Below are 22,930 nucleotides of genomic sequence, written 5' to 3'. Positions count from 1 at the left end.
ACATCCGATCAAGGAGCCGACGCAATGACCTTTCTCTTCAATTCCGACGCGAAGCGCGGCGCCATCTTCGCCGAAGCCTTCGCGCGCGAATTGCCCGACATTGCCTTCTCCATGGATCCCAAGTCGGTCGAAGCGGACGCCGTGCGCTACCTGATCACCTGGACGGTGCCGGATGATCTCGCGCGCTATCGCAATCTCGAAATCCTCTTTTCGATCGGCGCCGGCATCGACCAGTTCCGCATCGATGCCGTGCCAGCATCGGTCAAGGTCGTGCGCATGGTCGAGGACGGCATCATCAGAATGATGCAGGAATATGTGACGCTGGCCGTGCTTGCGCTCCATCGCGACCTGCCGACCTATCTCGACCAGCAGCGGCGCCGGACCTGGCAGACGATCGCGCCGGTGCAAGCCTCTGAACGCCGCATCGGCGTGCTCGGCCTCGGCATGCTTGGAAGCGCGGTGCTCGAGCGTCTGCAGCCCTTCGGTTTTCCGCTTTGCGGCTGGAGCCGCAGCCCGCGCGAGATCGACGGCATCCGATGCCTCAGCCGCCGCGACGGCCTCGATACCCTGCTTGCAACCACCGACATTCTCATCTGCCTGCTGCCGCTGACGGATGAGACGCGCGGCTTCCTGAATGCCGAGCTCTTCGCCAGATTGCCGGCCGGCGCTGCGCTCGTCCATGTCGGTCGCGGCGCTCAGCTCGATCATCAGGCGCTCGTCGACGCGCTCGACACCGGACATCTCTCCGGCGCCGTCGTCGACGTCACCGATCCGGAACCGCTGCCTGAGGACCACGCCTTCTGGAACCATCCGAAGATCCTGCTGACGCCGCACATTGCAAGCGTCACCCAAGCTGAAACCGCCGCGGCGGCCGTGATCGGCAACATCAAGCGGCACCAGGCAGGCCTCGATCCGATCGGACTGATCGATCGCAGCCGCGGCTACTGAGCTCTCAACCTAGGAAAGCAAAATCATGTCCCTCCTCAAGACGATCGACACCAATCCATCCTTCGCGCCGCGCGAGTCCGGCCCACTTCCAGAACGGCTGATCTCGGGCAATCCGGCCTTCAAGACCTGGGCGCAGGACGTCGCCCGCGGCGAGACGGTTCATAGCGGCGTGTGGGAGGCGACACCCGGCGAGACGCGCTCGATCAAGGGTGAGACGTTCGAGTTCTGCCACATCCTTTCCGGTCTGATCGAACTCACGCCGGAAGGCGGCGAACCGGTGGTCTACAAGGCCGGCGACAGCTTCGTCATGAAGCCGGGCTTCGTTGGCGTCTGGAAGACGATCGAGACGGTGCGCAAGATCTACGTCACCGTGTCGTGATGCCGACGCCGTAGATTTGACTGCCGCATCGGCGAAAACGCAATTTTTCGCCGCTGCGGCATCACCGGTCGATGCATGCTGCTCGCATTCCCCAGTTAGGCTTGCCTCAGCCCATCCCGAGGACATGCGATGACACTCAGCTTCGATCCGAACACGATATCCTTGCCCGTCGGACATTTCATTGGCGGGCGGCTGGCTCCGGCCGAGGCGGTCATCGACATGCATCGCCCATCCGACGGCAAGGCTTATGCCGGCTGTCCGCTGGCCGACGAAGCCCTTGTCGATCACGCCGTCGAAACCGCCAGGACCGCATTGAAGACGAGCAATTGGGGCGGCATGCGGCCGCGCGAGCGCACCGTGGCGCTGCAGCGCTGGGCGGACCTGATCGAAGCCGAGGCGGAGACCCTCGCCAGGCTCGAGGCGCTCTCCTCGACGCGGCCCATCGGTCATCTCGTCGCCGGCGACATCGCCGTCACCGCCGAACAGATCCGCTTCTTTGCCGAGTTCGCCGACAAGGAAGGCGGCGACCTCGTCCCGACCGACGATGCGAACTTCGGCATGATCATGACGGAACCCTATGGCGTCGTCGGCGCCATCACACCCTGGAATTTTCCCTTGTCCATGGCCGGCTGGAAGCTCGGTCCGGCGCTGGCGGCAGGCAATGCGGTGGTGTTGAAGCCGTCGGAAATGACGCCGTTTTCGACGCTCTATCTCGCCGAACTTTCGGTGCGAGCCGGCCTGCCGGCCGGTCTCGTCAACATCGTGCTCGGCGACGGCCCGACCACCGGAAATGCCATCACCGGACATCCGGGCATCTCCAAAGTCAGCTTCACCGGCTCGACGGCGGCCGGCTCGGCGATCATGACCAATATCGCCCGCACCGGCGTCAAGCCGATGACGCTGGAACTCGGCGGCAAAAGCCCGCAACTGGTCTTCGCCGATGCCGATCTCCAGCTTGCAGCCGGCGCAATCGCCGGCAGCATTCTCTCCAACGCCGGTCAGGCCTGCGTATGTGGATCCCGCCTCATCGTCGAGGCGACGGTGGCGGACGAACTCGCGGCAGCGCTCGTGGCCAGGCTGGCGGCCATCCGCCCCGGCCCCACCTGGGACGAGGCGACCGATTATTCGCCCGTCATCTCCGAACGCCAGATCGCCCGCATGGACGGCATCATCCGCGCCGCTATCGACGACGGCGCCGAATGCCTCACCGGTGGCCGCCGCCTCGACCGCGAGGGCTATTTCTACGCACCGACCCTGATTTCCGGCGTGACGGCAACATCGCCGGCGGTTCTCGAGGAAATCTTCGGACCGGTGCTGACCATTCAGACCTTCGATGACGAGGAGGAAGCGCTGAGGCTCGCCGACCATCCGGCCTATGGGCTCGCCGCCGGCCTCTTCACCCGCGACCTCTCGCGTGCCATCCGCGTGACCCGCCGCCTTCAGGCCGGCACCGTCTGGGTCAACCGCTACGGCCGCTCGCGCGACCATATCCTGCCGACCGGCGGCTATAAGCAGTCGGGCATCGGCAAGGATCTCGGCCGCGATGCCTATCTCGCCAACCGCAAGAGCAAGAGTGTGCTCATCAGCCTGTGAGGACCTGCGATGAAGACCTACAAGATCGCCCTTCTGCCCGGAGACGGCATCGGCCGCGACGTGACGGCAGCAGCCTGGGCCGTGCTCGTAAAGGCGGCTCAATCGAACGGATTTTCTCTTGATGCAACCAGCTATCCCTGGTCCTGCGACTACTATCTGGAGAACGGCAGCATGATGCCCGCCGATGGCATCGAAACGCTCAGGTCCTTCGATGCCATCCTGCTCGGTGCCGTCGGCTGGCCTCGCAAGGTACCGGATTCCGTGTCGCTGCACGGACTTCTGCTGCCGATCCGCAAGGCTTTCGTGCAATATGCCAATATCCGCCCGCACCGGCTGCTGCCGGGTGTGCAGGGGCCGTTGCGGTCTGACGGCTTCGACATCCTCTGCATTCGTGAAAATACCGAGGGCGAATATTCCGGCGCCGGTGGCCGCGTCCACCAGGGCGCCGATAATGAGGTAGCGGTCGAGACTTCGATTTTCACCCGCAAGGGGGTTGAGCGCATCCTGCGTTTCGGCTTTGAGCAGGCGCGTGCGCGCAGCGGCAAGCTTGCCTCGGTGACGAAGTCCAACGCCCAGAAATATTCGATGGTCTTCTGGGACGAGATCACCCAGAAGCTTTCTGCGGAATATCCCGATGTCGAGGTGACCAGCTACCATATCGACGCCATGGCCGCCCGCATGGTCATGGCGCCTGATAGTCTCGACGTCGTGGTCGCCTCCAACCTGTTCGGCGATATCCTGACCGACCTCGGCGCTGCCATCCAGGGGGGGCTCGGCTTTGCAGCCTCCGCCAATATCAATCCCGATCGCTCGGCGCCATCGATGTTCGAACCGGTCCACGGCTCCGCGCCCGATATCGCTCATCTCGGCATCGCCAATCCGATCGCCGCCATCTGGTCGGGCGCGATGATGCTCGAGCATTTGGGAGAAGCGGCTGCCGCCGCAAGGGTGATGGCCGCAATCGAGGCGACGACGGCACGCGGCATCGGCGCAATTCCCGGCAAGGACAAGACGGACGCGATCACGGCATCGGTGCTTTCGGCACTTGGCTGATCAATGGGGCTGATCAATGGAGAACAGAATGAACAGATTAAGGGATAGCGGCCTGTTTCGTGAGCAAGGGCTGATCGATGGAGAATGGCGCGGGGCCGCAGCCGGGCGCACGATCGAGGTGATCGACCCGGCGACGCAGCATGTGCTGGGCACAGTGCCCGACATGGACGGAGCCGATACGAGGGAGGCAATCGCCGCGGCGGAGAAAGCCTTTGGTCCATGGCGCGCAAAGACCAATGCCGAGCGTGGCGCATTGCTGGAAGCCTGGCACGATCTGATGCTCGACAATATCGAGGATCTGGCGCTGATCCTCACCCGCGAGCAGGGCAAGCCACTGACGGAAGCGCGCGGCGAAATCCGCTATGGCGCCTCGTTCATCAAATGGTTTTCCGAGGAGGCGCGCCGCATCGGTGGAACGACCATTCCCTCGCCGACGACGGACCGGCGGATCGTCGTTCTGAAGGAGCCTGTCGGCGTGTCGGCGATCATCACGCCGTGGAATTTTCCGAATGCGATGATTACCCGCAAGGTCGGGCCGGCACTCGCCGCAGGCTGCACCGTCGTCATCAAGCCATCGGACCTGACTCCCTATTCGGCGCTGGCACTTGGCGTGCTGGCGGAACGCGCCGGCATCCCGAAGGGCGTCATCAATATCGTCACCGGCATGCCGGCTGCGATCGGCGACGAGCTGATGGCCAACCAGACCGTCCGCAAGATCTCTTTCACCGGCTCGACCCGCGTCGGCTCTCTGCTGATGCGCGGCGCGGCCGACAGCGTCAAGCGGCTCAGCCTCGAACTCGGCGGCAACGCGCCCTTCATCGTCTTCGACGACGCCGATCTCGATCTTGCCGTGGAAGGCGCAATCGCATCGAAATTCCGCAATGGCGGGCAGACCTGCGTTTGCGCCAACCGCCTTCTCGTCCAGTCCGGTGTCTATGAGGCCTTCGCCGCCAAACTTTCCGCACGCGTATCGGCCATGAAGGTCGGGGCCGGCACGGATGCCGGTACGGATATCGGGCCGATGATCAACAAGGCGGCGATCGAGAAGATCAAGCGTCATGTCGACGATGCGGTGGAAAAGGGAGCAAGGATCCTCGCCACCGCGGGTTCCGTGCCTGAAGGCGATCAATATGCGGTGCCGATGGTGCTCGGCGGTGCGACGACCGAGATGCAGCTTGCCAGCGAAGAGACCTTCGGCCCCGTTGCCCCGCTTTTTCGTTTCGACAACGAGGAAGAGGCGATCCGCATTGCCAACGCCACGCCCTTCGGCCTTGCCGCCTATTTCTATACCGAAAGCCTGAAACGCTCCTGGCGTGTCGCCGAAGCGCTCGAATTCGGCATGGTCGGCCTGAACACAGGGGCCATTTCGACCGAGGTCGCTCCCTTCGGCGGCGTCAAGCAGTCCGGCCTCGGCCGTGAAGGCGCGCAGTGCGGCATCGACGAATATCTGGAAATGAAGAGCTTCCACATCGGGGGGCTCAACTGACCAGCGGTAGAGCAAAAGAAAATGGGCGCCGTGGACTCATCCTCGGCGCCCTTTTTCGTACTCGCTGATGCTTTACTGAAACCGGTCGAGTGTCTTGTAGTACAAGCCCACCAGCGGCAGGAACCAAGGTTTTCCGAAATGGCCGGGGACGGCGGGCCAGTCGAGCCCCTTGATCGGGTTACGGTCGGCCTTGCCAAGGATGGCGTCGGCCATGATCATGCCGAGATGGGTGGAGAGTTGGGCGCCGTGGCCGGAATAGCCCATGGCATACCAGACACCATCGACATAGCCGGCGCGGGGATAGCGGTCCTTGGTCATATCGACGAGCCCGCCCCAGCAATAGTCGATTTCGACGCCGGCAAGCTGCGGGAAGATTTCAGCAAGGCTGGCGCGCAGAATATCGCCGCTCCTTGCGTCCGATCGTTGATCCGACGTCGCGGAAAACCGGGCGCGACCGCCGAAGATCAGCCGCTTGTCGGGCGACAGCCGGAAATAGTTGCCGATGTTCATCGACGTGACACAGGTGCGGTTGCCGGGCATCGTAGCGGCGATTTCGGCGTCGGTCAGCGGACGGGTGGCGATCAGGAAGCTGCCGACGGAAACGATCCGGCGGCGGAAATAGTTAAAGAGCGACGGCGTATAGGCGCCTGTCGCGACCAGCACGTGGTCTGCTGTGACGGTGCCCCGTGCGGTCGTCAGGCTGTGGCGACCATTGCCCTGCCGGTGTGCGCTCACCGCCGCCCCTTCGAAGATGGTGGCGCCGTGGCGGGCGGCTGCCGTGGCGAGCCCGGCGACATAACGGCCCATATGCATCATTGCACTCTTCTTCGAGAGCATGGCGCCATGGAAGGGCGAGCAGACCTCGCTTTTCAGGTCACTCGCGGTCAGAAGTGCCGTGTCCGGATCGACTTCTCTGTGAACAGCCTCGAAATTGCGGGCAATGGCATCGAAATGCTGCGGCTTGGAAGCGAGCTTCAGCTTGCCGGCGCGGCGGAAATTGCAGTCGATTCCCTCTTCGGCAATGATCGCCTCGATCGTGTCGATGGAATCGTCGAACGCCTTGTAGAGGGCGACGGCCCGCTCCACGCCGAGTGCGGACTTGGCGGACAGGAAACTGTGGGCGAGCCCGTTGTTGAGGTGGCCGCCATTGCGCCCCGACGCTCCCCAGCCGACCCGTTCGGCTTCCAGCACCACGACCTTGACGCCGGCCTTTGCAAGCTGGCGCGCCGCGGCAAGCCCGGTAAAGCCGGCGCCGATGATGGCGACGTCGTAATGTCCTTCGACGGGGCCTTGTGCGCCGCCGGCAAAGGCTGGAGCCGTGTCGTGCCAGTAGGATTCGAACTGCATCCGCGTGTCTCCGTCAGAGCCCGACGACGCCAGGCAGGCCGGAGATGTCAGGAATTTCGACATAACCGTAATAGGGGTTGGCAGGCTCATGGCCGCGATTGACCCAAACCTTGTTCTTGATGCCGAGATCGTGGGCCGACATCAGGTCGTAGCGGAAGGAGGACGAGCAATGCAGCACGTCTTCCGGCCCGCAGCCCAGCATATCGAGCATGTATTCAAAGCCCTTGAAGCGTGGCTTATAGGACTGCGCCTGCTCGGCGGTATAGACCGCATGGAAGGGCGCGCCCAGTTTTTCGACGTTCGACATGATCTGCGAATTCATGGCGTTGGAGAGGATGACCAAAGGGATTTCCTTGGCGACCTTGGCGAGACCGGCCGGGACATCCGAATGCGGCCCCCAGGTTGGGACCCGCTCATAGATCATCCGGGCGGCTTCATCGCGAAATGTCACGCCGTTGCGCTTGCATGTCCGCTCGAGCGAATTGTGCACCACCTCGGCATAGGGTTTCCAGTCGCCCAGGATCTCGTCGAGCCGATAGGCGGCGAAATTCTTGATGAACTCCGCCATGCGCCGCTCGTCGAGCTCTTCGCCGTAGAGGTCGCGCGCCGCTTCCGCCATCTGAAAGTTGGTCAGCGTGCCGTAGCAGTCGAAGGTGATGTATTTCGGACGGAACGTCGTCATCTGCGTATCCTTGAGCGATCGGAACTGGGGACGTGTCACAATCATAGGCACCGCTTCACCCACAGCTCGCCTGAATTGGCGGCATCGGAAGCAGAATCTATCGTATCGAAAGCTGGGTTTGGCAGAAGGTTGCGCGCTTTCACCCGCGGTCAACGGCCAGCGGAGTGACGCCTTCAATCGCCGTCGTGATCGTGATCGTGATGCGACGGGAGGTCGAGGCCGAAGGTGTTGACGAGATCGGCCACCTGCGCCGGACTGAGAAAACGGGGATTGAGGTTGCGCAACAGCAGATAGAGCTTCGCCGTTTCCTCCAGTTCCTCGGTCGCAAAGACCGCCGCCTCCAGGCTGTCGCCGGCAACAACAGGTCCGTGATTGGCCAGAAGCACCGACGAATACTTGCCCGCCAGCCCGCGGATGGCGTCGGCCACATCAGGATCGCCGGGACGATAATAGGGCACCAGCGCGGTTTCGCCGGCGCGCATGAGATAATATGGCGTCATCGGCGGCAGGGCGGCGCGCGGATCGATTTCCGGCAGCATGGTCAGTGCCACCGCATGGGTGGAGTGAAGATGGACGATGGCGCGGGCGCTGCCGCGCGTATCGTAGAGGGCGGTGTGCAGCGGGATCTCCTTGGTCGGCTTGTCGCCGGACAGGAGCCGGCCTTCAGCATCGAGCCTGGAAATCCGTGCCGGGTCGAGAAAGCCGAGCGAGGCGTTGGTCGGCGTGACCAGCCAGCCACCGTCCTCCAGCCGCAACGATATGTTGCCCGACGAACCGGGCGTCAGCCCACGCTCGAACAGCGAGCGGCCGTATCGGCAGATTTCCTCACGCAGGCGCGCTTCGGACATGACAGTTCCTCCAATATTACGCAGTTGCCCCTTCGATCAGTTCAAAGCCGAGATCGACGGCCTGCGGTGGCGCATTAGCGACGACCAGCTGCGCGGCTATCTGCCCCGTCGCCACGCGCGGCGTTCGGATGGTCGACAAGGGTTGCGGTGTTGCCCGGCCGATATCGAGGCCGTTATAGCCGAAAATGGCAAGCTTCGAGGGGATCGCGATCCCTTGAGCCAGACAGTGAAAATAGCCGCCCAGCGCCATGTCGTCGTTGGAGAAATAAACCGCATCGAGATCGGTCGTGCGGGCAAGCAACCGCTCCAGCCCCAACCTGCCGTTTTCCACGGATGAAGCGCCTGCGAGAATTTCACGGCCGACGAGAGGGGCGTCATGCGCTTCGAGCGTTTCGCAAAAGCTGGAAAACCGCTTGCCGGCACGGGTATCGCGGTTCAGGTCGTGACCGACATAGCCGATCCGGCGATAACCCCGCTTGAGCAGGAAGGCAGCGCTCTCCCGTCCGGCCGCGCGGTTCGAGAAGCCGACGGCGATATCGAGAGCATCGCCGTCCAGATCGAGCAGTTCGACGATCCGACACCCGCTGGCGCGCAGCATCTTCACCGTACCCTCAGTATGCTCGTACCCTGCCAGCATGACCGCCGCCGGCCGCCAGGCAAGCATCGCGGCGGCGAGCGCTTCCTCCTTGCCCGGATCATAGTCGGTCACGGAGAATACCGCCTGATACCGGTTTTCCTCCAGAACGGCGCTGGCACCGCGCAGCACATCGGGGAAGACGATGTTGGACAGCGAGGGAATGACGAAGGCGACAAGACGCGAACCGGTGGAGGCAAGCGTTCCCGCGATCCGGTTCGGCACATAGCCCAGCCGCTCGACCGCGGCCATCACCCGCTCGCGCGTCTTGCCGGAAAACGAACCGTGGTTGCGCAGCACGCGCGACACCGTGCTCTCGCCAACACCGGCCGCTTCCGCGACCTCGGCAAGCGTTACCGTCGGTTGATGTTTGAATTCCATCGTTACGTTTGAACCCGACTGTTGAGGTGGTTATCCGGCCTGCCCGCCCGATGAGCACCGCGTTGCCACCATTTTTCACCGCTCCCGCCAAGAAGCAAGGTTTTTTTGGCAGCGCTACCAATTTGCTGTTGGCAGCGCTGCCAAAATGAATTAATGAAAATGGCAGCGCTGCCACAAATGGCTCGGCGTGCCGCGGGAGGATCGACAGGAGACCGCGGCAACAATCGGAGGAGAAAATCATGACGCTGCAGACGCAAGCGCCAGTCGTTGGCGCACATCCCGCTCAGACGCTCGAAGACCGTGCCTATGGCAAGGTATTCTGGCGCATCGTACCCTTTTTGATGCTGTGCTACGTGGTCGCCTATCTCGACCGCGTCAATGTCGGCTTCGCCAAGCTGCAGATGTCGAGCGAGCTCGGCCTCTCGGAAGCCGCCTATGGCATCGGCGCCGGCATTTTCTTCATCGGCTATTTTCTGTTTGAAGTGCCGAGCAACATCATCATGAACAAGGTTGGCGCACGGGTGTGGATCGCCCGCATCATGCTCACCTGGGGCGTCATTTCGGCCGCTTTCATGTTCACCTCTTCGGAAACCGTCTTCCATGTCCTGCGTTTCCTGCTGGGCGTTGCCGAAGCCGGATTTTTCCCCGGCATCATTCTCTATCTGACCGCGTGGTATCCGGCCCATCGCCGCGCCAGGATTATCACCACCTTCATGTCGGCGATCCCGATCTCCGCCATTTTCGGCAATCCGCTTTCGGGTCTCCTGATGGACAGTTTTCACGGCACGCACGGACTTTCCGGCTGGCAGTGGATGTTCCTGATCGAAGCCATTCCGGCCATTCTTTTCGGCGTTGCGACGTTGTTCTACCTTGATGATACGATCCAGGGCGCGAAATGGCTGAACGATGAGGAAAAAGGCGTGCTGACGGCCAATATCGAGGCGGAGAACCGGGCCAAGACCGCAAGCCCACACAGCATCGGCGCAACGCTGACCGACCGTCGCGTCTGGCTGATGTGCCTGATCTATTTCTGCTTCGTGCTCGGGCAATATGGCCTGAATTTCTGGATGCCGACCATCGTCAAGGCCTCGGGCGTCAGCGGAAACCTCAATATCGGCCTGATTTCCGCGATCCCCTATATCTGCACATTCGTTGCCATGCTGGCGCTCGGACGTTCCGCCGACAGGCTGCGCGAACGCCGCTGGCACCTGGTCGTCCCGGCCCTCATCGCCGCCGGTGGTTTCGTTGCGGCGACGATGGCGACGAGCACGACAGTCTCGATTGTCTGCCTCTCGCTGGCTGCTGCCGGCGCCATCAGTTGCGCGCCGCTATTCTGGTCGCTTCCGACGGCTTTCCTCGCCGGCACGGGCGCTGCGGCCGGCATTGCCTGGATCAATTCGGTCGGCAACCTCGCCGGGTTTCTCGGGCCGTTTCTGGTAGGCTATCTCAAAGACTTCACGGGCACCAACAGCGCCGGCATGTATCTGCTGGCGGCTGCCTTGGTCGTTGGTTCGCTGGCCGTGTTGACGGTTCCTGCGAAAACCGTCAATCGCTAAACCACAGCCCCTCCGGGATAGCACCCGGAGGGGCGCAGACCTTTCCTCACAAGACTGGAGAACCTCCTCATGCCACCGCTTGCTGAAAACTCGGGCTCGGCCGTTGTCGCAGCCGTCATCGGTCTTGGTTCCATGGGGCTTGGAATGGCCCAGTCGATGAAGCGCGCAGGTCTCGACGTCGTAGGATATGACATCACGCCGGCGGCGGTGGACCGCTTCATCGCCGACGGTGGACGTGGCGCGTCAACCCCTGCCGCTGCGGCAAAGGACGCCGACATCGTCGTCTCCGTGGTCGTCAACGGCGCGCAGACCGAGGCGGTGCTGTTCGGGCCCGAAGGTGTCGCACGTGCGATGAAGCCCGGCGCCGTCTTCATCTCGTCGGCCACCATGGATCCCGCGGTCGCACGCGATCTGGCACAGCGGGCGGAGGCTCTCGGCCTGCATTATCTCGACGCGCCGATTTCAGGCGGCGCGGCCAAGGCGGCGCGTGGTGAACTGACGATCATGGCGTCCGGCTCCATCCAGGCCTTCGACACGGCACGCCCGGGTCTCGACGCCATGGCCGGCAAGGTCTACGAGCTTGGCGACGAGGCCGGAAAAGGCGCGGCCTTCAAGATGATCAACCAGCTTCTCGCCGGCGTGCACATCGCCGCCGCCTGTGAGGCCATAACCTTTGCCGCCAAGCAGGGCCTCGACCTCGACAAGGTCTATGAGGTGATCACCGCTTCGGCCGGCAATTCCTGGATGTTCGAAAACCGCGTGCCGCATGTGTTGGCCGGAGACTATACGCCGCTCAGCAGCATCGAGATTTTCGTCAAGGATCTCGGTATCGTCCAGGACATGGCCCGCTCCGAGCGTTATCCCGTACCGCTCGCGGCAGCCGCCTTGCAGATGTATCTGGCCGCCTCCGGGGCGGGCATGGGCCGTGACGACGATTCCTCGCTCGCGCGGCTCTATGCCGAGCTTTCCGGCGCTGAATTACCCAGCTCCACCAAAGAGCCGCAGAGCCTGTAAAAGGAACGCTAGACATGCCGGTTTTCGCCGCCAACCTGACGATGATGTTCAACGAATGGGCGTTCCTCGACCGCTTCGACGCCGCAGCCGAAGCCGGCTTTGCCGCCGTCGAATACCTCTTTCCCTACGAAGCCACGCCGGAGGCGATTGCCGAACGGCTTGCCCGCAACAATCTGCAGCAGGCATTGTTCAACCTGCCGCCGGGCGACTGGGCAGCAGGCGAGCGTGGCATCGCGGCTCTTCCCGGACGGTTCGATGCGCTGAAAGCGGATGTCGAGCGGGCCCTGGACTATGCGGCGGCGACCGGCGTCAGGCGGTTGCATCTGATGGCAGGCATCGCCGACCCTCATGACCAAGACGCCGCCTCCTCTTATCGGCGCTCCGTCACCTACGCTGCCGGGCGGCTTGCGGAAAAGGGCATCGATCTCCTGCTCGAGCCGATCAACGGGCGCAACATGCCCGGATATTTCCTCAACGACTTCGCCGCGGCCGAGCGGCTGATCGCCGAATGCGGCCTGCCGAACCTGAAGCTCCAGTTCGACATCTATCACCGCCAGATCATCCATGGCGACGTCACTATGGCGTTGCGACGCCTGCTGCCGATCACCGGCCATATCCAGATCGCCAGCGTGCCGTCACGCAACGAGCCGGACGGGGAGGAACTGAACTATCCCTATCTGTTCGGCGAAATCGACCGCCTGGATTACGACGGTTTCATCGGCTGCGAATACATCCCGCGCGGCCGCACATTGGACGGTCTTGGCTGGTTCAAACCTTTTGCACGGAGCTAGACGATGGCTATTTTGCTCGGATCAATCGCTGACGACTATACCGGCGCTTCCGACCTCGCCAACACGCTGACGAAGAACGGTCTGCGCACGGTGCAGACGGTCGGCATCCCCGATCCGTCGCTCGCCCTGCCGGATGTCGACGCTGTGGTCGTTTCCCTGAAGATCCGCTCCGTCCCGGCCTCGGACGCCGTGGCGGCGGCGGCAAGCGCCGAGCGATGGCTGCGCCAGCGGGGCGCCGGCCATGTGCTTTACAAGATCTGCTCGACCTTCGATTCCACCGATGCCGGCAATATCGGTCCCGTCACCGAGGCCTTGAGCGAGGCGGCCGGCGGCGGCTCCGTGCTGGTGACACCCGCCTTTCCGGAAACGGGACGCACCGTCTATCTCGGCCATCTCTTCGTCGGCGGACAGCCGCTGAACGAAAGTCCGCTCAAGGATCACCCCCTCAATCCAATGCATGACGCCAATCTCGTGCGGGTTCTCACCCGACAATCGCGCAATGCCGTCGGACTGATCGATCTCACGACCATCGCGGCCGGACCCGGCGCCGTCAAGGCGAAGCTCGATGCTCTGCGCGCGGCAGGCGTCACTGCTGTTATCGCCGATGCGATTTTCGAACGCGATCTTGAAACGCTCGGCGAGGTCGCGTTGAAAACGCCGGTGTCCAGCGGTGCGTCCGGCCTCGGCCTCGGCCTTGCCCGCGCGCTGGTCAGCTCTGGTCGAATATCGTCCGGCGGTGCAACGACGGCGGACGCCATTCGCCCTGTGGGCGGGCTGTCGGCGATCGTTGCCGGCAGTTGCTCCAAGGCGACGCTCCACCAGCTCGCCATCGCCGAACGGTCGATGCCCGTCCTGCGGCTCGACCCGGAACGGCTGCTTGCCGGTCCCGATGAGATCGCCGCGGCGATTTCCTGGGCCGGAGACCGCATCTCCGCCGGCCCCATCGTCATCGCCGCGAGTGCTGCGCCTGAAACCGTGTCCCGGCTGCAATCGCTATACGGGCGAGAGGCCTCCGGCCACGCGATCGAGACCGCGACGTCGATCATAGCAGCCGAACTGGTGGAGAGAGGCGTGCGGCGCCTTGTGGTCGCCGGCGGCGAAACCTCAGGCGCGGCGGTCGACAGGCTCGCCATTCCGGCATTTCTGATCGGCCCGGAGATTGCGCCTGGCGTGCCGGTGCTGCGCACAGTCGGCAATGCGCAGGGCGACATGCTTCTGGCATTGAAATCGGGGAACTTCGGAGGCGAAGATTTCTTTACGGCAGCGCTGGCGATGATGCACTGACATGCCCATCGCATGTCTATGAACTGTCGAGCGCCAGGACCCACCGCCAGGATCTGGATAGGACGCATATCGGTTGATTCTAGCATAAGATGCGGCGGCCGATGATAGCAAAGCCATAAGATACTGCCTGAACCATGGCCTTCAGACGATCTGCCCGCCGGCGCTCCGGCAGACTGGCGGGCACGACATGAAGGACGCCCCCATGCAAGCAAGTCAGATCGAAATCGTCCCGTTCGGCCCGGACCATCTGGAAGCCGCCGTCGCGCTCTCCCGACAGGCGGGCTGGCCGCATCGGACGGAAGACTGGCAGTTGGCGCTCGCCTTGAGCGAAGCGATGGTTGCGGTCGAGGACGGCAAGGTCGTCGGCACCGTGCTCGTCACGCCATACAAGGGGGATTGTGCGACCATCAACATGGTCATTGTCGACGAGACGATGCGCGGTCGCGGCCTCGGCCGCAGACTGATGGACGCCGCATTGCTGACCGCCGGAGACCGACCGCTGAGGCTGGTGGCGACGACGGCAGGCCTGCCGCTCTACCAAAAGCTTGGCTTCCGCGAGACGGGAACCGTGCTGCAGCACCAGGGCCTTGCCGGAGAAATGGCCGCGCCGATGGAAACGGAAGTGGCTACCGACGCCGATCTCGCTGCCATCGCGGGGCTCGACCGACTTGCCTTCGGCGCCGACCGTGAAGGGCTGCTCTCCTATATCGCCGGGATCGGCGAATTCGCCGTCATTCGCCGCGACGGCCGCATTTCCGGGTTCGCTTGCCTGCGTCCTTTCGGCCGCGGCGAAGTGATCGGACCGGTGGTGGCCGCCGATCTCGGCGAGGCCAAGACACTGATCGAACATTTCATCGCCAGACGGCCCGGACGGTTCCTCAGGGTCGATACAACTGCCGAGACCGGGCTTTCCCCATGGCTCGCCGAACAGGGGTTCGCCCATGTCGGCGGCGGAATCACGATGAGAAAGCCGTTGGCCAACGACGCCGCCGATCCGACCGCCACCACCTTTGCCCTCGCCAGCCAGGCACTCGGCTGATCCGGAGATCTCCATGTACAGCAATTCCCTCATCGAACTCGATCGCGCCCACCTCATCCATCCGGTCGCCTCCTACCGCGGCCATGAAAAGCTTGGCGTGCGCGTGCTCGCCTCTGCCAAAGGCGCGACGGTCACCGACGCATCGGGCAAGCAACTGATCGACGGCTTCGCCGGCCTCTGGTGCGTCAATGCCGGTTACGGCCACGAAAGCATCGTCGAGGCGGCGGCCCGGCAGATGCGGGAACTCCCCTATGCGACGGCCTATTTCGGCCTCGGCTCGGAGCCCGCGATCCGGCTTGCCGGCGAACTCGCCGACCGTGCGCCGGGCGATCTCAACCACGTCTATTTCACCCTTGGCGGCTCCGATGCGGTGGACAGCACGATCCGCTTCATACGCTACTACTGGAATGCCCGTGGAAAGCCTGAGCGCGATCAATTCATCTCGGTCGAACAGGGCTATCATGGCTCCTCGACGGTCGGCGCGGGCTTGACGGCGCTGCCCGCCTTCCATGCCGGCTTCGGCGTTCCCTTCGACTGGCAGCATAAAATTCCGTCTCACTACGCCTATCGCAACCCGGCGGGCGATAATCCGCAGGCGATCATCGACGCCTCGCTTGCGGCGCTGAAAAGCAAGGTGGAGGCGATCGGGCCGGAACGAGTCGCCGCTTTCTACGTCGAGCCGATCCAGGGCTCGGGCGGCGTTCTGGTGCCGCCGACAGGCTGGATGAAGGCCATGCGCGAATTCTGCCGCGCGCATGACATCCTATTCGTCGCGGACGAGGTGATCACCGGCTTTGGCCGCACCGGCCCGCTGTTTGCCTGCAGCGAGGATGAAGTCGTGCCCGATTTCATGACGACCGCCAAGGGCCTGACCTCCGGCTACGTCCCCATGGGCGCCGTCTTCATGGCCGATCACGTCTATGAAACGATTGCCGAGGGTGCGGGTGCTGCCGCTGTCGGCCATGGTTACACCTATTCGGCCCATCCCGTCAGCGCCGCGGTCGGCCTCGAAGTCCTGAGGCTCTACGAAAACGGCCTTCTCGAAAACGGCGTCAGGGCCGGCGCGCGGCTGATGCAGGGCCTGGAGTCGCTGAGGGATCATCCGCTGGTGGGCGACGTCCGTGGCCGCGGCATGCTCGCCGCCGTCGAGCTTGTGGTCGACAAAGTCAACAAGACGCCGTTGCCTGCATCCGCCGAACCCGCCCGCCGCATCTTCGATCGCGCCTGGGAGAACGGCCTCGTCATCCGCGCCTTCGGCAATGGCGTGCTTGGCTATGCTCCACCGCTCTGCTGCACCGAAACGGAGATAGACGCGATCGTCGAGCGCACCCGCATCACCCTGGACGAGACGCTGGAGGACCCGGATGTGCGTCGGGCGCTGCGGGCCTGAGAATACCGCGAAACGGTCAGATTCGGTATTTTGTGCCGCCTCATGGCGCCTATTCGGCGAATCCGGTGCGGTGCAGGTGACACACTGAAATCAACGAAAGGCCTGGATCCCGGCACATGCGGGCCTTCCATATAAGAGCGGGACAATGACCCCGCCGGCGGAACAGAATTTTCTTCTTCGAGAACCGCGCTCCCACCGGAGCCGAACACTGGGGAATTCACGTGAGCAAGAGCCTTCCGGAATTCAAATATATGACCTTCGATGTTGTCGGCACGCTCATCGACTTCGAAGGCGGCCTCAAGACCTGCCTCGCCGAGATCGCGACCGAGGCGGGAACTGAAATCGACGGCGAGCAGGCGCTTGGCCTCTACCGTGCAGCCCGCTACTCCAAGGATGCCGACCTCTTTCCCGACGATCTCGTGCGCGTCTACCTGGCGATCGCCCCGAAGCTCGGCTTGCCCGCCGATCAAAAATATGGCGAACGGCTTCGGGATTCGGCGAAGGGCTGGAAGGGTTTCGCAGACAGCGCCGCAGCGCTGGCCAGTCTTGCGAAGGATTACCGCCTCGTTGCGATGACCAATGCCCGCCGCTGGGCATTCGATTTCTTCGAGAAAGAGCTCGGCAATCCCTTTTATGCCGCCTTCACGGCGGATGATACGGGGACCGAGAAACCCGATCCCGCCTTCTTCGAGAGGGTGTTCGACTACGTCGCCTCGGAAGGACATTCGAAGGACGACATCCTGCATGTCGCCCAGAGCCAGTACCACGATATCGGGATTTCCAGGAAACTCGGGCTGACCAATTGCTGGATCGAGCGGCGACATGCTGAGAAGGGTTACGGCGGCACGATCGAACCGGCCGAGTTCACCAAACCCGATTACCATTTCACCTCGATGGCCGGCCTTGCTGATGCCGCGGCCGCCGCGCGCGCCTGACTTTGAAAGCAGATCGGGCCCGCCCGTAACGGGCAGCCCGCCACACAAGAAAAAAGGGGAATGAGATGAACGACAAAATCACCAACTGGACCAGATCCGACGATGCCATGGTCGAAACCGCCATCCGTCGTGGCGCCACTCGTCGCGAGTTGCTGCATATGATGCTCGCGGGCGGCGTGGCGATATCAGCCGGCGGGCTCGTGCTTGGCCGCGCCGGCAAGGCGCTCGCCGCAACGCCTGTTTCCGGCGGCACGCTCAAGGCGGCCGGCTGGTCGTCCTCCACGGCCGATACGCTGGACCCCGCCAAGGCGTCGCTCTCTACCGACTATGTCCGGTGCTGCTCCTTCTATAACCGCCTCACCTTCCTCGACAAATCAGGCACGCCGCAGATGGAGCTCGCCGAAGCGATCGAGTCCAAGGATGCGAAGACCTGGACGGTCAAGCTGAAGAACGGCGTTACCTTCCATGACGGCAAGCCGCTGACCGCCGATGACGTGGTTTTCTCGCTGAAGCGCCATCTCGACCCGTCCGTCGGCTCGAAGGTCGCCAAGATCGCCGCCCAGATGACCGGCTTCAAGGCCGTGGACAAGCAGACCGTCGAGATCACGCTCGCCAGCCCGAACGCCGACCTGCCGACCATACTGTCGATGCATCACTTCATGATCGTTTCCGACGGCACGACCGATTTCACCAAGGCCAACGGCACCGGCGCTTTCGTCAAGGAAGTCTTCGAGCCGGGCGTTCGTTCGGTCGGGATCAAGAACAAGAATTACTGGAAATCCGGCCCGAACGTCGATTCCTTCGAATACTTCGCCATCAGCGACGACAATGCCCGTGTCAACGCCCTGCTTGCGGGCGACATCCATCTCGCGGCCGCGATAAATCCCCGTTCCATGCGCCTCGTCGAGGCCCAGGGCGACGGCTTCACCTTGTCGAAGACGACGTCCGGCAACTATACCAATCTCAACATGCGACTGGATATGGAGCCCGGCAACAAGCGGGACTTCATCGAGGGCATGAAGTATCTCGTCAACCGCGAACAGATCGTCAAATCGGCGCTGCGCGGTCTCGGTGAGGTCGGCAACGATCAACCCGTTTCGCCTGCGAACTTCTATCATGACGCAAACCTGAAAGCGCGGGCTTTCGATCCTGAGAAGGCGAAGTTCCACTTCGATAAGGCCGGCGTCCTCGGCCAATCCATTCCGATCATCGCTTCCGATGCGGCGAGCTCGTCGATCGACATGGCCATGATCATCCAGGCCGCCGGCGCCGAAATCGGCATGAAGCTCGATGTCCAGCGAGTGCCATCTGATGGTTACTGGGACAATTACTGGCTCAAGGCGCCGATCCACTTCGGCAATATCAACCCGCGACCGACCCCTGATATCCTCTTCTCCCTGCTCTATACCTCGGACGCTCCGTGGAACGAAAGCCAGTACAAGTCGGAGAAGTTCGACAAGATGCTGATCGAGGCGCGCGGGTCTCTCGATCAAGAGAAGCGCAAAGCGATCTACAACGAGATGCAGAGCATGATCGCCCAGGAAGCCGGCACTATCATTCCGGCCTATATCTCGAACGTCGATGCCACGACGGCCAAGCTCAAGGGCCTGGAAGCCAACCCGCTCGGCGGCCAGATGGGATACGCCTTCGCGGAATATGTCTGGCTTGAAGCCTGATAAAGCAAAGGAGACCGGGGCTGCAGCCGCGCCCCGGCTCTTCCATCTGCATTGGTGGAACTCAACTCGAACGCACAAAGGGAAGACGCCCGTGAATAGCCAGGTCTTATCCCTTGTACTGAGCAGATTGTTCGTCGCCTTGATCACCCTGGTGATCGTCTCCTTTGCCGTCTTCTTCGCGACGACGCTGTTGCCCGGAGATACGGCGACGATCCTGCTCGGCCAAGCCGCCACGCCGGAAGCTGTCGAAGGCCTGCGCAAGGCCATGCATCTCGACGAACCAGCGCTCTTTCGTTTCCTGCGCTGGTTAGTCGGGCTGCTGCAGGGCGACCTCGGCACCTCCTATGCCAACGAAATGCCGATCGCCGCTCTCATTGCCGGTCGCTTCGTCAACACGCTGAAACTTGCCGGCGTCACCGCGCTTTTCTCCGTGCCGATCGCGCTCACGCTCGGGATCACTGCGGCGATGCTGCGCGGCACCCTTTACGATCGGATTGTCACGGTGATCACGATCGGCGTCATCTCCGTACCGGAGTTCATGGTCGCGACCTCCGCCGCGCTCATCTTCGCCGTCTACCTGAAATGGCTGCCGGCGCTTTCTTTCGCCAATGAGGTCCATAGTATGACCGACCTGTTGCGCGTCTATGCCATGCCGGTGATCACCCTCACCTTCGTCGTCTCGGCCCAGATGATCCGCATGACGCGCGCAGCTGTTATCGAGACGCTCAACACGCCCTATGTCGAGATGGCATTGCTCAAAGGCGCCTCCCGGCCGCGCATTGTGTTTCGCCATGCACTGCCCAATGCGCTCGGCCCGATCGTCAATGCCGTTGCGCTTTCGCTGTCCTATCTGCTCGGAGGCGTCATCATCGTCGAGACCATTTTCAACTACCCCGGTATCGCCAAGCTGATGCTGGATGCCGTCGCCACCCGCGACCTGCCGCTGATCCAGAGCTGCGCGATGATCTTCTGCCTTGGCTACCTGCTGCTGATCACCATCGCCGATATCATCGCCATCCTTTCCAACCCGAGGCTCCGATGACCATGACCCGTTCCGAAACCGCTTCCGGCCGGCTGTCCGGAACCCGGTTTGGCTATCGCTTCAACATCGTCGGCGCGATCGGCCTTACCATCATCCTCGCGTGGGCGCTCGTCGCGATCTTTGCGCCGTTGATAATCCCCTACCCCGTCGGCGAGATCGTCGATCTCGACTATTTCGGCCCGATGAGCCGGGAACTCTGGTTCGGCTCCGATTATCTCGGCCGCGACATGCTCTCGCGAATTCTGATGGGCGCGCGCTATACGGTCGGCATCTCGCTAGCGGCGGTGACGATCGCCTGCTTCAGCGGCGTCGTGCTCGGCATGATCGCAGCGGTCGCCGGCGGCTGGCTGGACACGATCCTCAGCCGCTTCCTCGACGCTCTCAACTCCATCCCGAGCAAGCTGTTCGGTCTGGTGGTTGTCGCTGCCGTCGGCTCCTCGGTCCCTGTTCTGATAATGACGCTGTCGGTCATCTACATCCCCGGCGCCTACCGCTTCGCCCGGGCGCTCGCCGTCAACATCAATGCGATGGATTTTATCACGGTCGCGCGCATCCGTGGCGAAAGCACCCTCTATCTCATTCGCTCGGAAATCCTGCCCAACATCGTCGGGCCGGTTCTTGCCGATCTCGGCATCCGCTTCGTCTTCATCGTTTTGCTGCTCTCCGGGCTTTCCTTCCTCGGCCTTGGCGTCCAGCCGCCCTATGCCGATTGGGGTGCGCTGGTGCGCGAGAATATCGGCGGCCTGCCGTTTGGTGCGCCGGCGGTGATGTTTCCCTCGCTTGCCATCGCCAGCCTGACGATCAGCGTCAACCTGCTGATAGACAATCTGCCGCAGAAAATTCGCGACCGGAGCACGTCATGAGCAATTTCATAGAAATCCGTGACCTGAAGGTCGAGGCCACCACCGATTCCGGTCGCCGCGTCGAGATCATCAAGGGTGTCAGCCTCGATGTTGCCGAGGGCGAGATCGTCGCGCTGATCGGGGAGAGCGGCTCGGGCAAGACAACGATCGCCCTGACCCTCATGGGCCATACCCGCGCGGGCTGTCGCATCTCCGGCGGCAGCGTTTCGGTCGGCGGCAAGGACATGGTCAGGCTCAGCGAGAAGCAGCGCGCCAAGGTGCGCGGCACCGAAGTCGCCTATGTCCCGCAATCGGCGGCCGCCGCCTTCAATCCCGCCACATCGATCATGGACCAGGTGATCGAAGTCACGCGTATTCATCAGCTGATGTCGCCGGACGATGCGCGTGCCCGGGCAGTCGAGCTCTTCCGGGCGCTGTCGCTGCCGGAACCCGAGACGATCGGCAGCCGTTATCCGCATCAGGTTTCCGGTGGCCAGCTGCAGCGTCTGGCCGCCGCCATGGCGCTGATCGGCGACCCGACCCTCGTCATCTTTGACGAGCCGACGACGGCGCTCGACGTGACGACCCAGATCGAAGTGCTGCGTGCTTTCAAGTCGGTGATGAAGAAGGGCGGCATATCAGGCGTTTATGTCTCGCACGACCTTGCCGTCGTCGCGCAGATCGCCGACCGCATCGTGGTCTTGAAAGGCGGAGAGACCCAGGAAACCGGCACCACCGAAGAGATCCTCAACAACGCGAAGCACCCCTATACCAGGGAGCTGCTTGCAGCCTTCGAACCGAAACCGCGCGGCGCAGCTGGCCCCGCCGAACCCGCGACGGCTCCACTGCTGAGGATCGAAGATCTCGTAGCCGGCTATGGACAGCGTCAGGCTGACGGCCTGCCGCTCGTTCGCGCGGTCGAGCACGTGAGCCTGAAGGTGGAAAAAGGCCGTAATCTCGGCATCATCGGAGAATCCGGTTGCGGCAAGTCGACGCTCGCCCGCACCATCGCCGGCATCCTGCCGGCCGCGGTCGGCAAGATCGTCTTCGACGGCACGGAACTGCGTCGCAGCGCTCGCGAGCGCTCGCGCGACCAGTTGCGCGAGATGCAGATCGTTTTCCAATATGCCGATACCGCACTCAACCCGGCGAAATCGGTTGAGGAGATCCTCGACAGGCCCTTGGTCTTTTACCACGGCATGGATCGAAAGATGCGGAACGCCCGGATCGATCAACTGCTCGACATGGTGCGCCTGCCTCGCAATCTGCGTCATCACCGGCCGGGAGAGCTCTCGGGCGGACAGAAACAGCGCGTCAACTTCGCCCGGGCGCTCGCCGCCGATCCGAAGCTGATCCTCTGCGACGAGATCACCTCGGCGCTCGACACGGTGGTCGCCGCAGCGGTCATCGACCTGCTCAAGGAATTGCAGCGCGAACTCGGCCTCTCCTATATCTTCATCAGCCACGACCTCTCGGTGGTGGAGGCGATCTGCGACGAGATCGTCGTGATGTATGGAGGCCGTAAGGTCGAGGAAATCACATCCTCGACAGTGAAGACGCCGCAACATCCCTATTCGCAGCTGCTCTTCTCGTCGGTGCCGACGCTCGATCCGGCCTGGCTCGATGGGCTCCAGCAGGATCCGGAACTGGTGCGGGCCTATTGCCGGCACTGACCGCCGATTCCAGGTGTTACCGCGCTGCCCTCCTCGAAACCACAAGCAAGACGCTTGCCAGACCCGGCGCGCACCCGGGCAGGTCATGTTGAAAAGCCTGGGCTCCACGGCACAAGATCTGCAAGTGGCAGCGAATATGGCTTCGGAAAGAAAGCCCGAAATTCTGTCGCAAGTCCTTCCAACCAGTATGAAGCTTTAATTATAGGGAGAACAACCTGCGACAGAGAATCGGCATCTGCGCAGGACCGATTAGATCGGAGAGATGCAACGGGTGAGGTCGGTCTGGAACCCTGAGAGATTGCGTTGGGACGCTCGGCCAAGGGGAGTTTGCGGATCA

20 protein-coding genes are annotated in these 22,930 nt (G+C 62.8%); 16 read left to right on the top strand and 4 right to left on the bottom strand.

All coding sequences use genetic code 11. From position 1 onward, the window contains the following. The first annotated feature begins 24 nt into the window (after window positions 1–24). From AB8B31_RS28010 to AB8B31_RS27990, 5 genes are all read left to right on the top strand, one after another. A complete protein-coding gene (locus AB8B31_RS28010) occupies window positions 25–948 on the top strand; it encodes a 2-hydroxyacid dehydrogenase (protein ID WP_020493441.1) in 924 nt (307 codons plus the stop codon). Window positions 949–973: 25 nt separating this feature from the next. Beyond that, on the top strand, window positions 974–1,327 hold the full coding sequence (locus AB8B31_RS28005) for a cupin domain-containing protein (RefSeq protein WP_018245974.1): 354 nt from the start codon (window positions 974–976) through the stop codon (window positions 1,325–1,327). Window positions 1,328–1,456: 129 nt separating this feature from the next. Next, window positions 1,457–2,920: an aldehyde dehydrogenase family protein gene (locus AB8B31_RS28000; protein WP_131591754.1), complete on the top strand. Its 1,464-nt coding sequence runs from the start codon at window positions 1,457–1,459 to the stop codon at window positions 2,918–2,920. 9 nt (window positions 2,921–2,929) lie between these two features. Then, window positions 2,930–3,973, top strand: a complete 1,044-nt coding sequence (locus tag AB8B31_RS27995) for a tartrate dehydrogenase (protein ID WP_018245976.1) — start codon at window positions 2,930–2,932, stop codon at window positions 3,971–3,973. A gap of 28 nt (window positions 3,974–4,001) precedes the next feature. Continuing rightward, window positions 4,002–5,459 (top strand): NAD-dependent succinate-semialdehyde dehydrogenase, encoded by a 1,458-nt coding sequence (locus AB8B31_RS27990; protein ID WP_018245977.1) that lies wholly within the window; start codon window positions 4,002–4,004, stop codon window positions 5,457–5,459. Window positions 5,460–5,531: 72 nt separating this feature from the next. Here AB8B31_RS27990 and AB8B31_RS27985 read toward each other — a convergent pair whose 3' ends face one another. The 4 genes from AB8B31_RS27985 to AB8B31_RS27970 form a co-directional block, all read right to left on the bottom strand. Continuing rightward, entirely contained in the window at window positions 5,532–6,806 is a 1,275-nt protein-coding gene (locus AB8B31_RS27985; RefSeq protein WP_018245978.1) for an NAD(P)/FAD-dependent oxidoreductase, read from the bottom strand. A 13-nt stretch (window positions 6,807–6,819) separates the two neighbouring features. Next, window positions 6,820–7,488: a haloacid dehalogenase type II gene (locus AB8B31_RS27980; protein WP_026188726.1), complete on the bottom strand. Its 669-nt coding sequence runs from the start codon at window positions 7,486–7,488 to the stop codon at window positions 6,820–6,822. Between the two features lie 173 nt (window positions 7,489–7,661). Next, window positions 7,662–8,336, bottom strand: a complete 675-nt coding sequence (gene otnC, locus AB8B31_RS27975; protein WP_018245980.1) for a 3-oxo-tetronate 4-phosphate decarboxylase — start codon at window positions 8,334–8,336, stop codon at window positions 7,662–7,664. Between the two features lie 16 nt (window positions 8,337–8,352). Then, window positions 8,353–9,351, bottom strand: coding sequence for a LacI family DNA-binding transcriptional regulator (locus tag AB8B31_RS27970; protein ID WP_018245981.1), 999 nt, complete (start codon window positions 9,349–9,351; stop codon window positions 8,353–8,355). A gap of 239 nt (window positions 9,352–9,590) precedes the next feature. Here AB8B31_RS27970 and AB8B31_RS27965 point away from each other — a divergent pair, with 239 nt between their 5' ends. The 11 genes from AB8B31_RS27965 to AB8B31_RS27915 all read left to right on the top strand — a co-directional run bounded on the left by AB8B31_RS27965 (window position 9,591) and on the right by AB8B31_RS27915 (window position 22,593). Continuing rightward, a complete protein-coding gene (locus tag AB8B31_RS27965; protein WP_020493442.1) occupies window positions 9,591–10,907 on the top strand; it encodes an MFS transporter in 1,317 nt (438 codons plus the stop codon). Window positions 10,908–10,976: 69 nt separating this feature from the next. Next, the gene (gene ltnD, locus AB8B31_RS27960) at window positions 10,977–11,921 is read left to right on the top strand and encodes an L-threonate dehydrogenase (protein ID WP_018245982.1); all 945 of its coding nucleotides are present in this window, start codon (window positions 10,977–10,979) and stop codon (window positions 11,919–11,921) included. Between the two features lie 14 nt (window positions 11,922–11,935). Next, window positions 11,936–12,712: a 2-oxo-tetronate isomerase gene (gene otnI, locus AB8B31_RS27955; protein ID WP_018245983.1), complete on the top strand. Its 777-nt coding sequence runs from the start codon at window positions 11,936–11,938 to the stop codon at window positions 12,710–12,712. 3 nt (window positions 12,713–12,715) lie between these two features. Then, window positions 12,716–13,996, top strand: a complete 1,281-nt coding sequence (otnK, locus tag AB8B31_RS27950; RefSeq protein ID WP_018245984.1) for a 3-oxo-tetronate kinase — start codon at window positions 12,716–12,718, stop codon at window positions 13,994–13,996. Window positions 13,997–14,198: 202 nt separating this feature from the next. Next, entirely contained in the window at window positions 14,199–15,035 is an 837-nt protein-coding gene (locus AB8B31_RS27945) for a GNAT family N-acetyltransferase (protein ID WP_018245985.1), read from the top strand. Window positions 15,036–15,048: 13 nt separating this feature from the next. Next, a complete protein-coding gene (locus tag AB8B31_RS27940; protein ID WP_018245986.1) occupies window positions 15,049–16,425 on the top strand; it encodes an aspartate aminotransferase family protein in 1,377 nt (458 codons plus the stop codon). Window positions 16,426–16,646: 221 nt separating this feature from the next. Continuing rightward, entirely contained in the window at window positions 16,647–17,360 is a 714-nt protein-coding gene (locus tag AB8B31_RS27935) for an HAD-IA family hydrolase (RefSeq protein ID WP_018245987.1), read from the top strand. A gap of 65 nt (window positions 17,361–17,425) precedes the next feature. Continuing rightward, the gene (locus AB8B31_RS27930) at window positions 17,426–19,036 is read left to right on the top strand and encodes an ABC transporter substrate-binding protein (RefSeq protein WP_018245988.1); all 1,611 of its coding nucleotides are present in this window, start codon (window positions 17,426–17,428) and stop codon (window positions 19,034–19,036) included. 91 nt (window positions 19,037–19,127) lie between these two features. Then, window positions 19,128–20,078: an ABC transporter permease gene (locus AB8B31_RS27925; protein WP_018245989.1), complete on the top strand. Its 951-nt coding sequence runs from the start codon at window positions 19,128–19,130 to the stop codon at window positions 20,076–20,078. After that, entirely contained in the window at window positions 20,075–20,941 is an 867-nt protein-coding gene (locus tag AB8B31_RS27920; protein WP_018245990.1) for an ABC transporter permease, read from the top strand. The genes AB8B31_RS27925 and AB8B31_RS27920 overlap by 4 nt, the downstream gene beginning before the upstream one ends. Beyond that, on the top strand, window positions 20,938–22,593 hold the full coding sequence (locus AB8B31_RS27915) for an ABC transporter ATP-binding protein (protein ID WP_018245991.1): 1,656 nt from the start codon (window positions 20,938–20,940) through the stop codon (window positions 22,591–22,593). The genes AB8B31_RS27920 and AB8B31_RS27915 overlap by 4 nt, the downstream gene beginning before the upstream one ends. Window positions 22,594–22,930: the final 337 nt, after the last annotated feature.

The sequence above is a fragment of the Rhizobium sp. 62_C5_N11_2 genome, assembly GCF_051811185.1.
Classification (GTDB): Bacteria; Pseudomonadota; Alphaproteobacteria; order Rhizobiales; family Rhizobiaceae; genus Rhizobium; species Rhizobium leguminosarum.
Note: the sequence above shows the minus strand (reverse complement) of the source record. Positions and strands in the feature narration are given on the sequence as shown.

Excerpts from the sequence above, each read along its gene's own strand:
- AB8B31_RS28010 (WP_020493441.1), top strand. The coding sequence starts at position 25 with ATGACCTTTCTCTTCAATTCCGACGCGAAGCGCGGCGCCATCTTCGCC.
- AB8B31_RS28005 (WP_018245974.1), top strand. The coding sequence starts at position 974 with ATGTCCCTCCTCAAGACGATCGACACCAATCCATCCTTCGCGCCGCGC.
- AB8B31_RS28000 (WP_131591754.1), top strand. The coding sequence starts at position 1,457 with ATGACACTCAGCTTCGATCCGAACACGATATCCTTGCCCGTCGGACAT.
- AB8B31_RS27995 (WP_018245976.1), top strand. The coding sequence starts at position 2,930 with ATGAAGACCTACAAGATCGCCCTTCTGCCCGGAGACGGCATCGGCCGC.
- AB8B31_RS27990 (WP_018245977.1), top strand. The coding sequence starts at position 4,002 with ATGAACAGATTAAGGGATAGCGGCCTGTTTCGTGAGCAAGGGCTGATC.
- AB8B31_RS27985 (WP_018245978.1), bottom strand. The coding sequence starts at position 6,806 with ATGCAGTTCGAATCCTACTGGCACGACACGGCTCCAGCCTTTGCCGGC.
- AB8B31_RS27980 (WP_026188726.1), bottom strand. The coding sequence starts at position 7,488 with ATGACGACGTTCCGTCCGAAATACATCACCTTCGACTGCTACGGCACG.
- otnC (WP_018245980.1), bottom strand. The coding sequence starts at position 8,336 with ATGTCCGAAGCGCGCCTGCGTGAGGAAATCTGCCGATACGGCCGCTCG.
- AB8B31_RS27970 (WP_018245981.1), bottom strand. The coding sequence starts at position 9,351 with ATGGAATTCAAACATCAACCGACGGTAACGCTTGCCGAGGTCGCGGAA.
- AB8B31_RS27965 (WP_020493442.1), top strand. The coding sequence starts at position 9,591 with ATGACGCTGCAGACGCAAGCGCCAGTCGTTGGCGCACATCCCGCTCAG.
- ltnD (WP_018245982.1), top strand. The coding sequence starts at position 10,977 with ATGCCACCGCTTGCTGAAAACTCGGGCTCGGCCGTTGTCGCAGCCGTC.
- otnI (WP_018245983.1), top strand. The coding sequence starts at position 11,936 with ATGCCGGTTTTCGCCGCCAACCTGACGATGATGTTCAACGAATGGGCG.
- otnK (WP_018245984.1), top strand. The coding sequence starts at position 12,716 with ATGGCTATTTTGCTCGGATCAATCGCTGACGACTATACCGGCGCTTCC.
- AB8B31_RS27945 (WP_018245985.1), top strand. The coding sequence starts at position 14,199 with ATGCAAGCAAGTCAGATCGAAATCGTCCCGTTCGGCCCGGACCATCTG.
- AB8B31_RS27940 (WP_018245986.1), top strand. The coding sequence starts at position 15,049 with ATGTACAGCAATTCCCTCATCGAACTCGATCGCGCCCACCTCATCCAT.
- AB8B31_RS27930 (WP_018245988.1), top strand. The coding sequence starts at position 17,426 with ATGAACGACAAAATCACCAACTGGACCAGATCCGACGATGCCATGGTC.
- AB8B31_RS27920 (WP_018245990.1), top strand. The coding sequence starts at position 20,075 with ATGACCATGACCCGTTCCGAAACCGCTTCCGGCCGGCTGTCCGGAACC.
- AB8B31_RS27915 (WP_018245991.1), top strand. The coding sequence starts at position 20,938 with ATGAGCAATTTCATAGAAATCCGTGACCTGAAGGTCGAGGCCACCACC.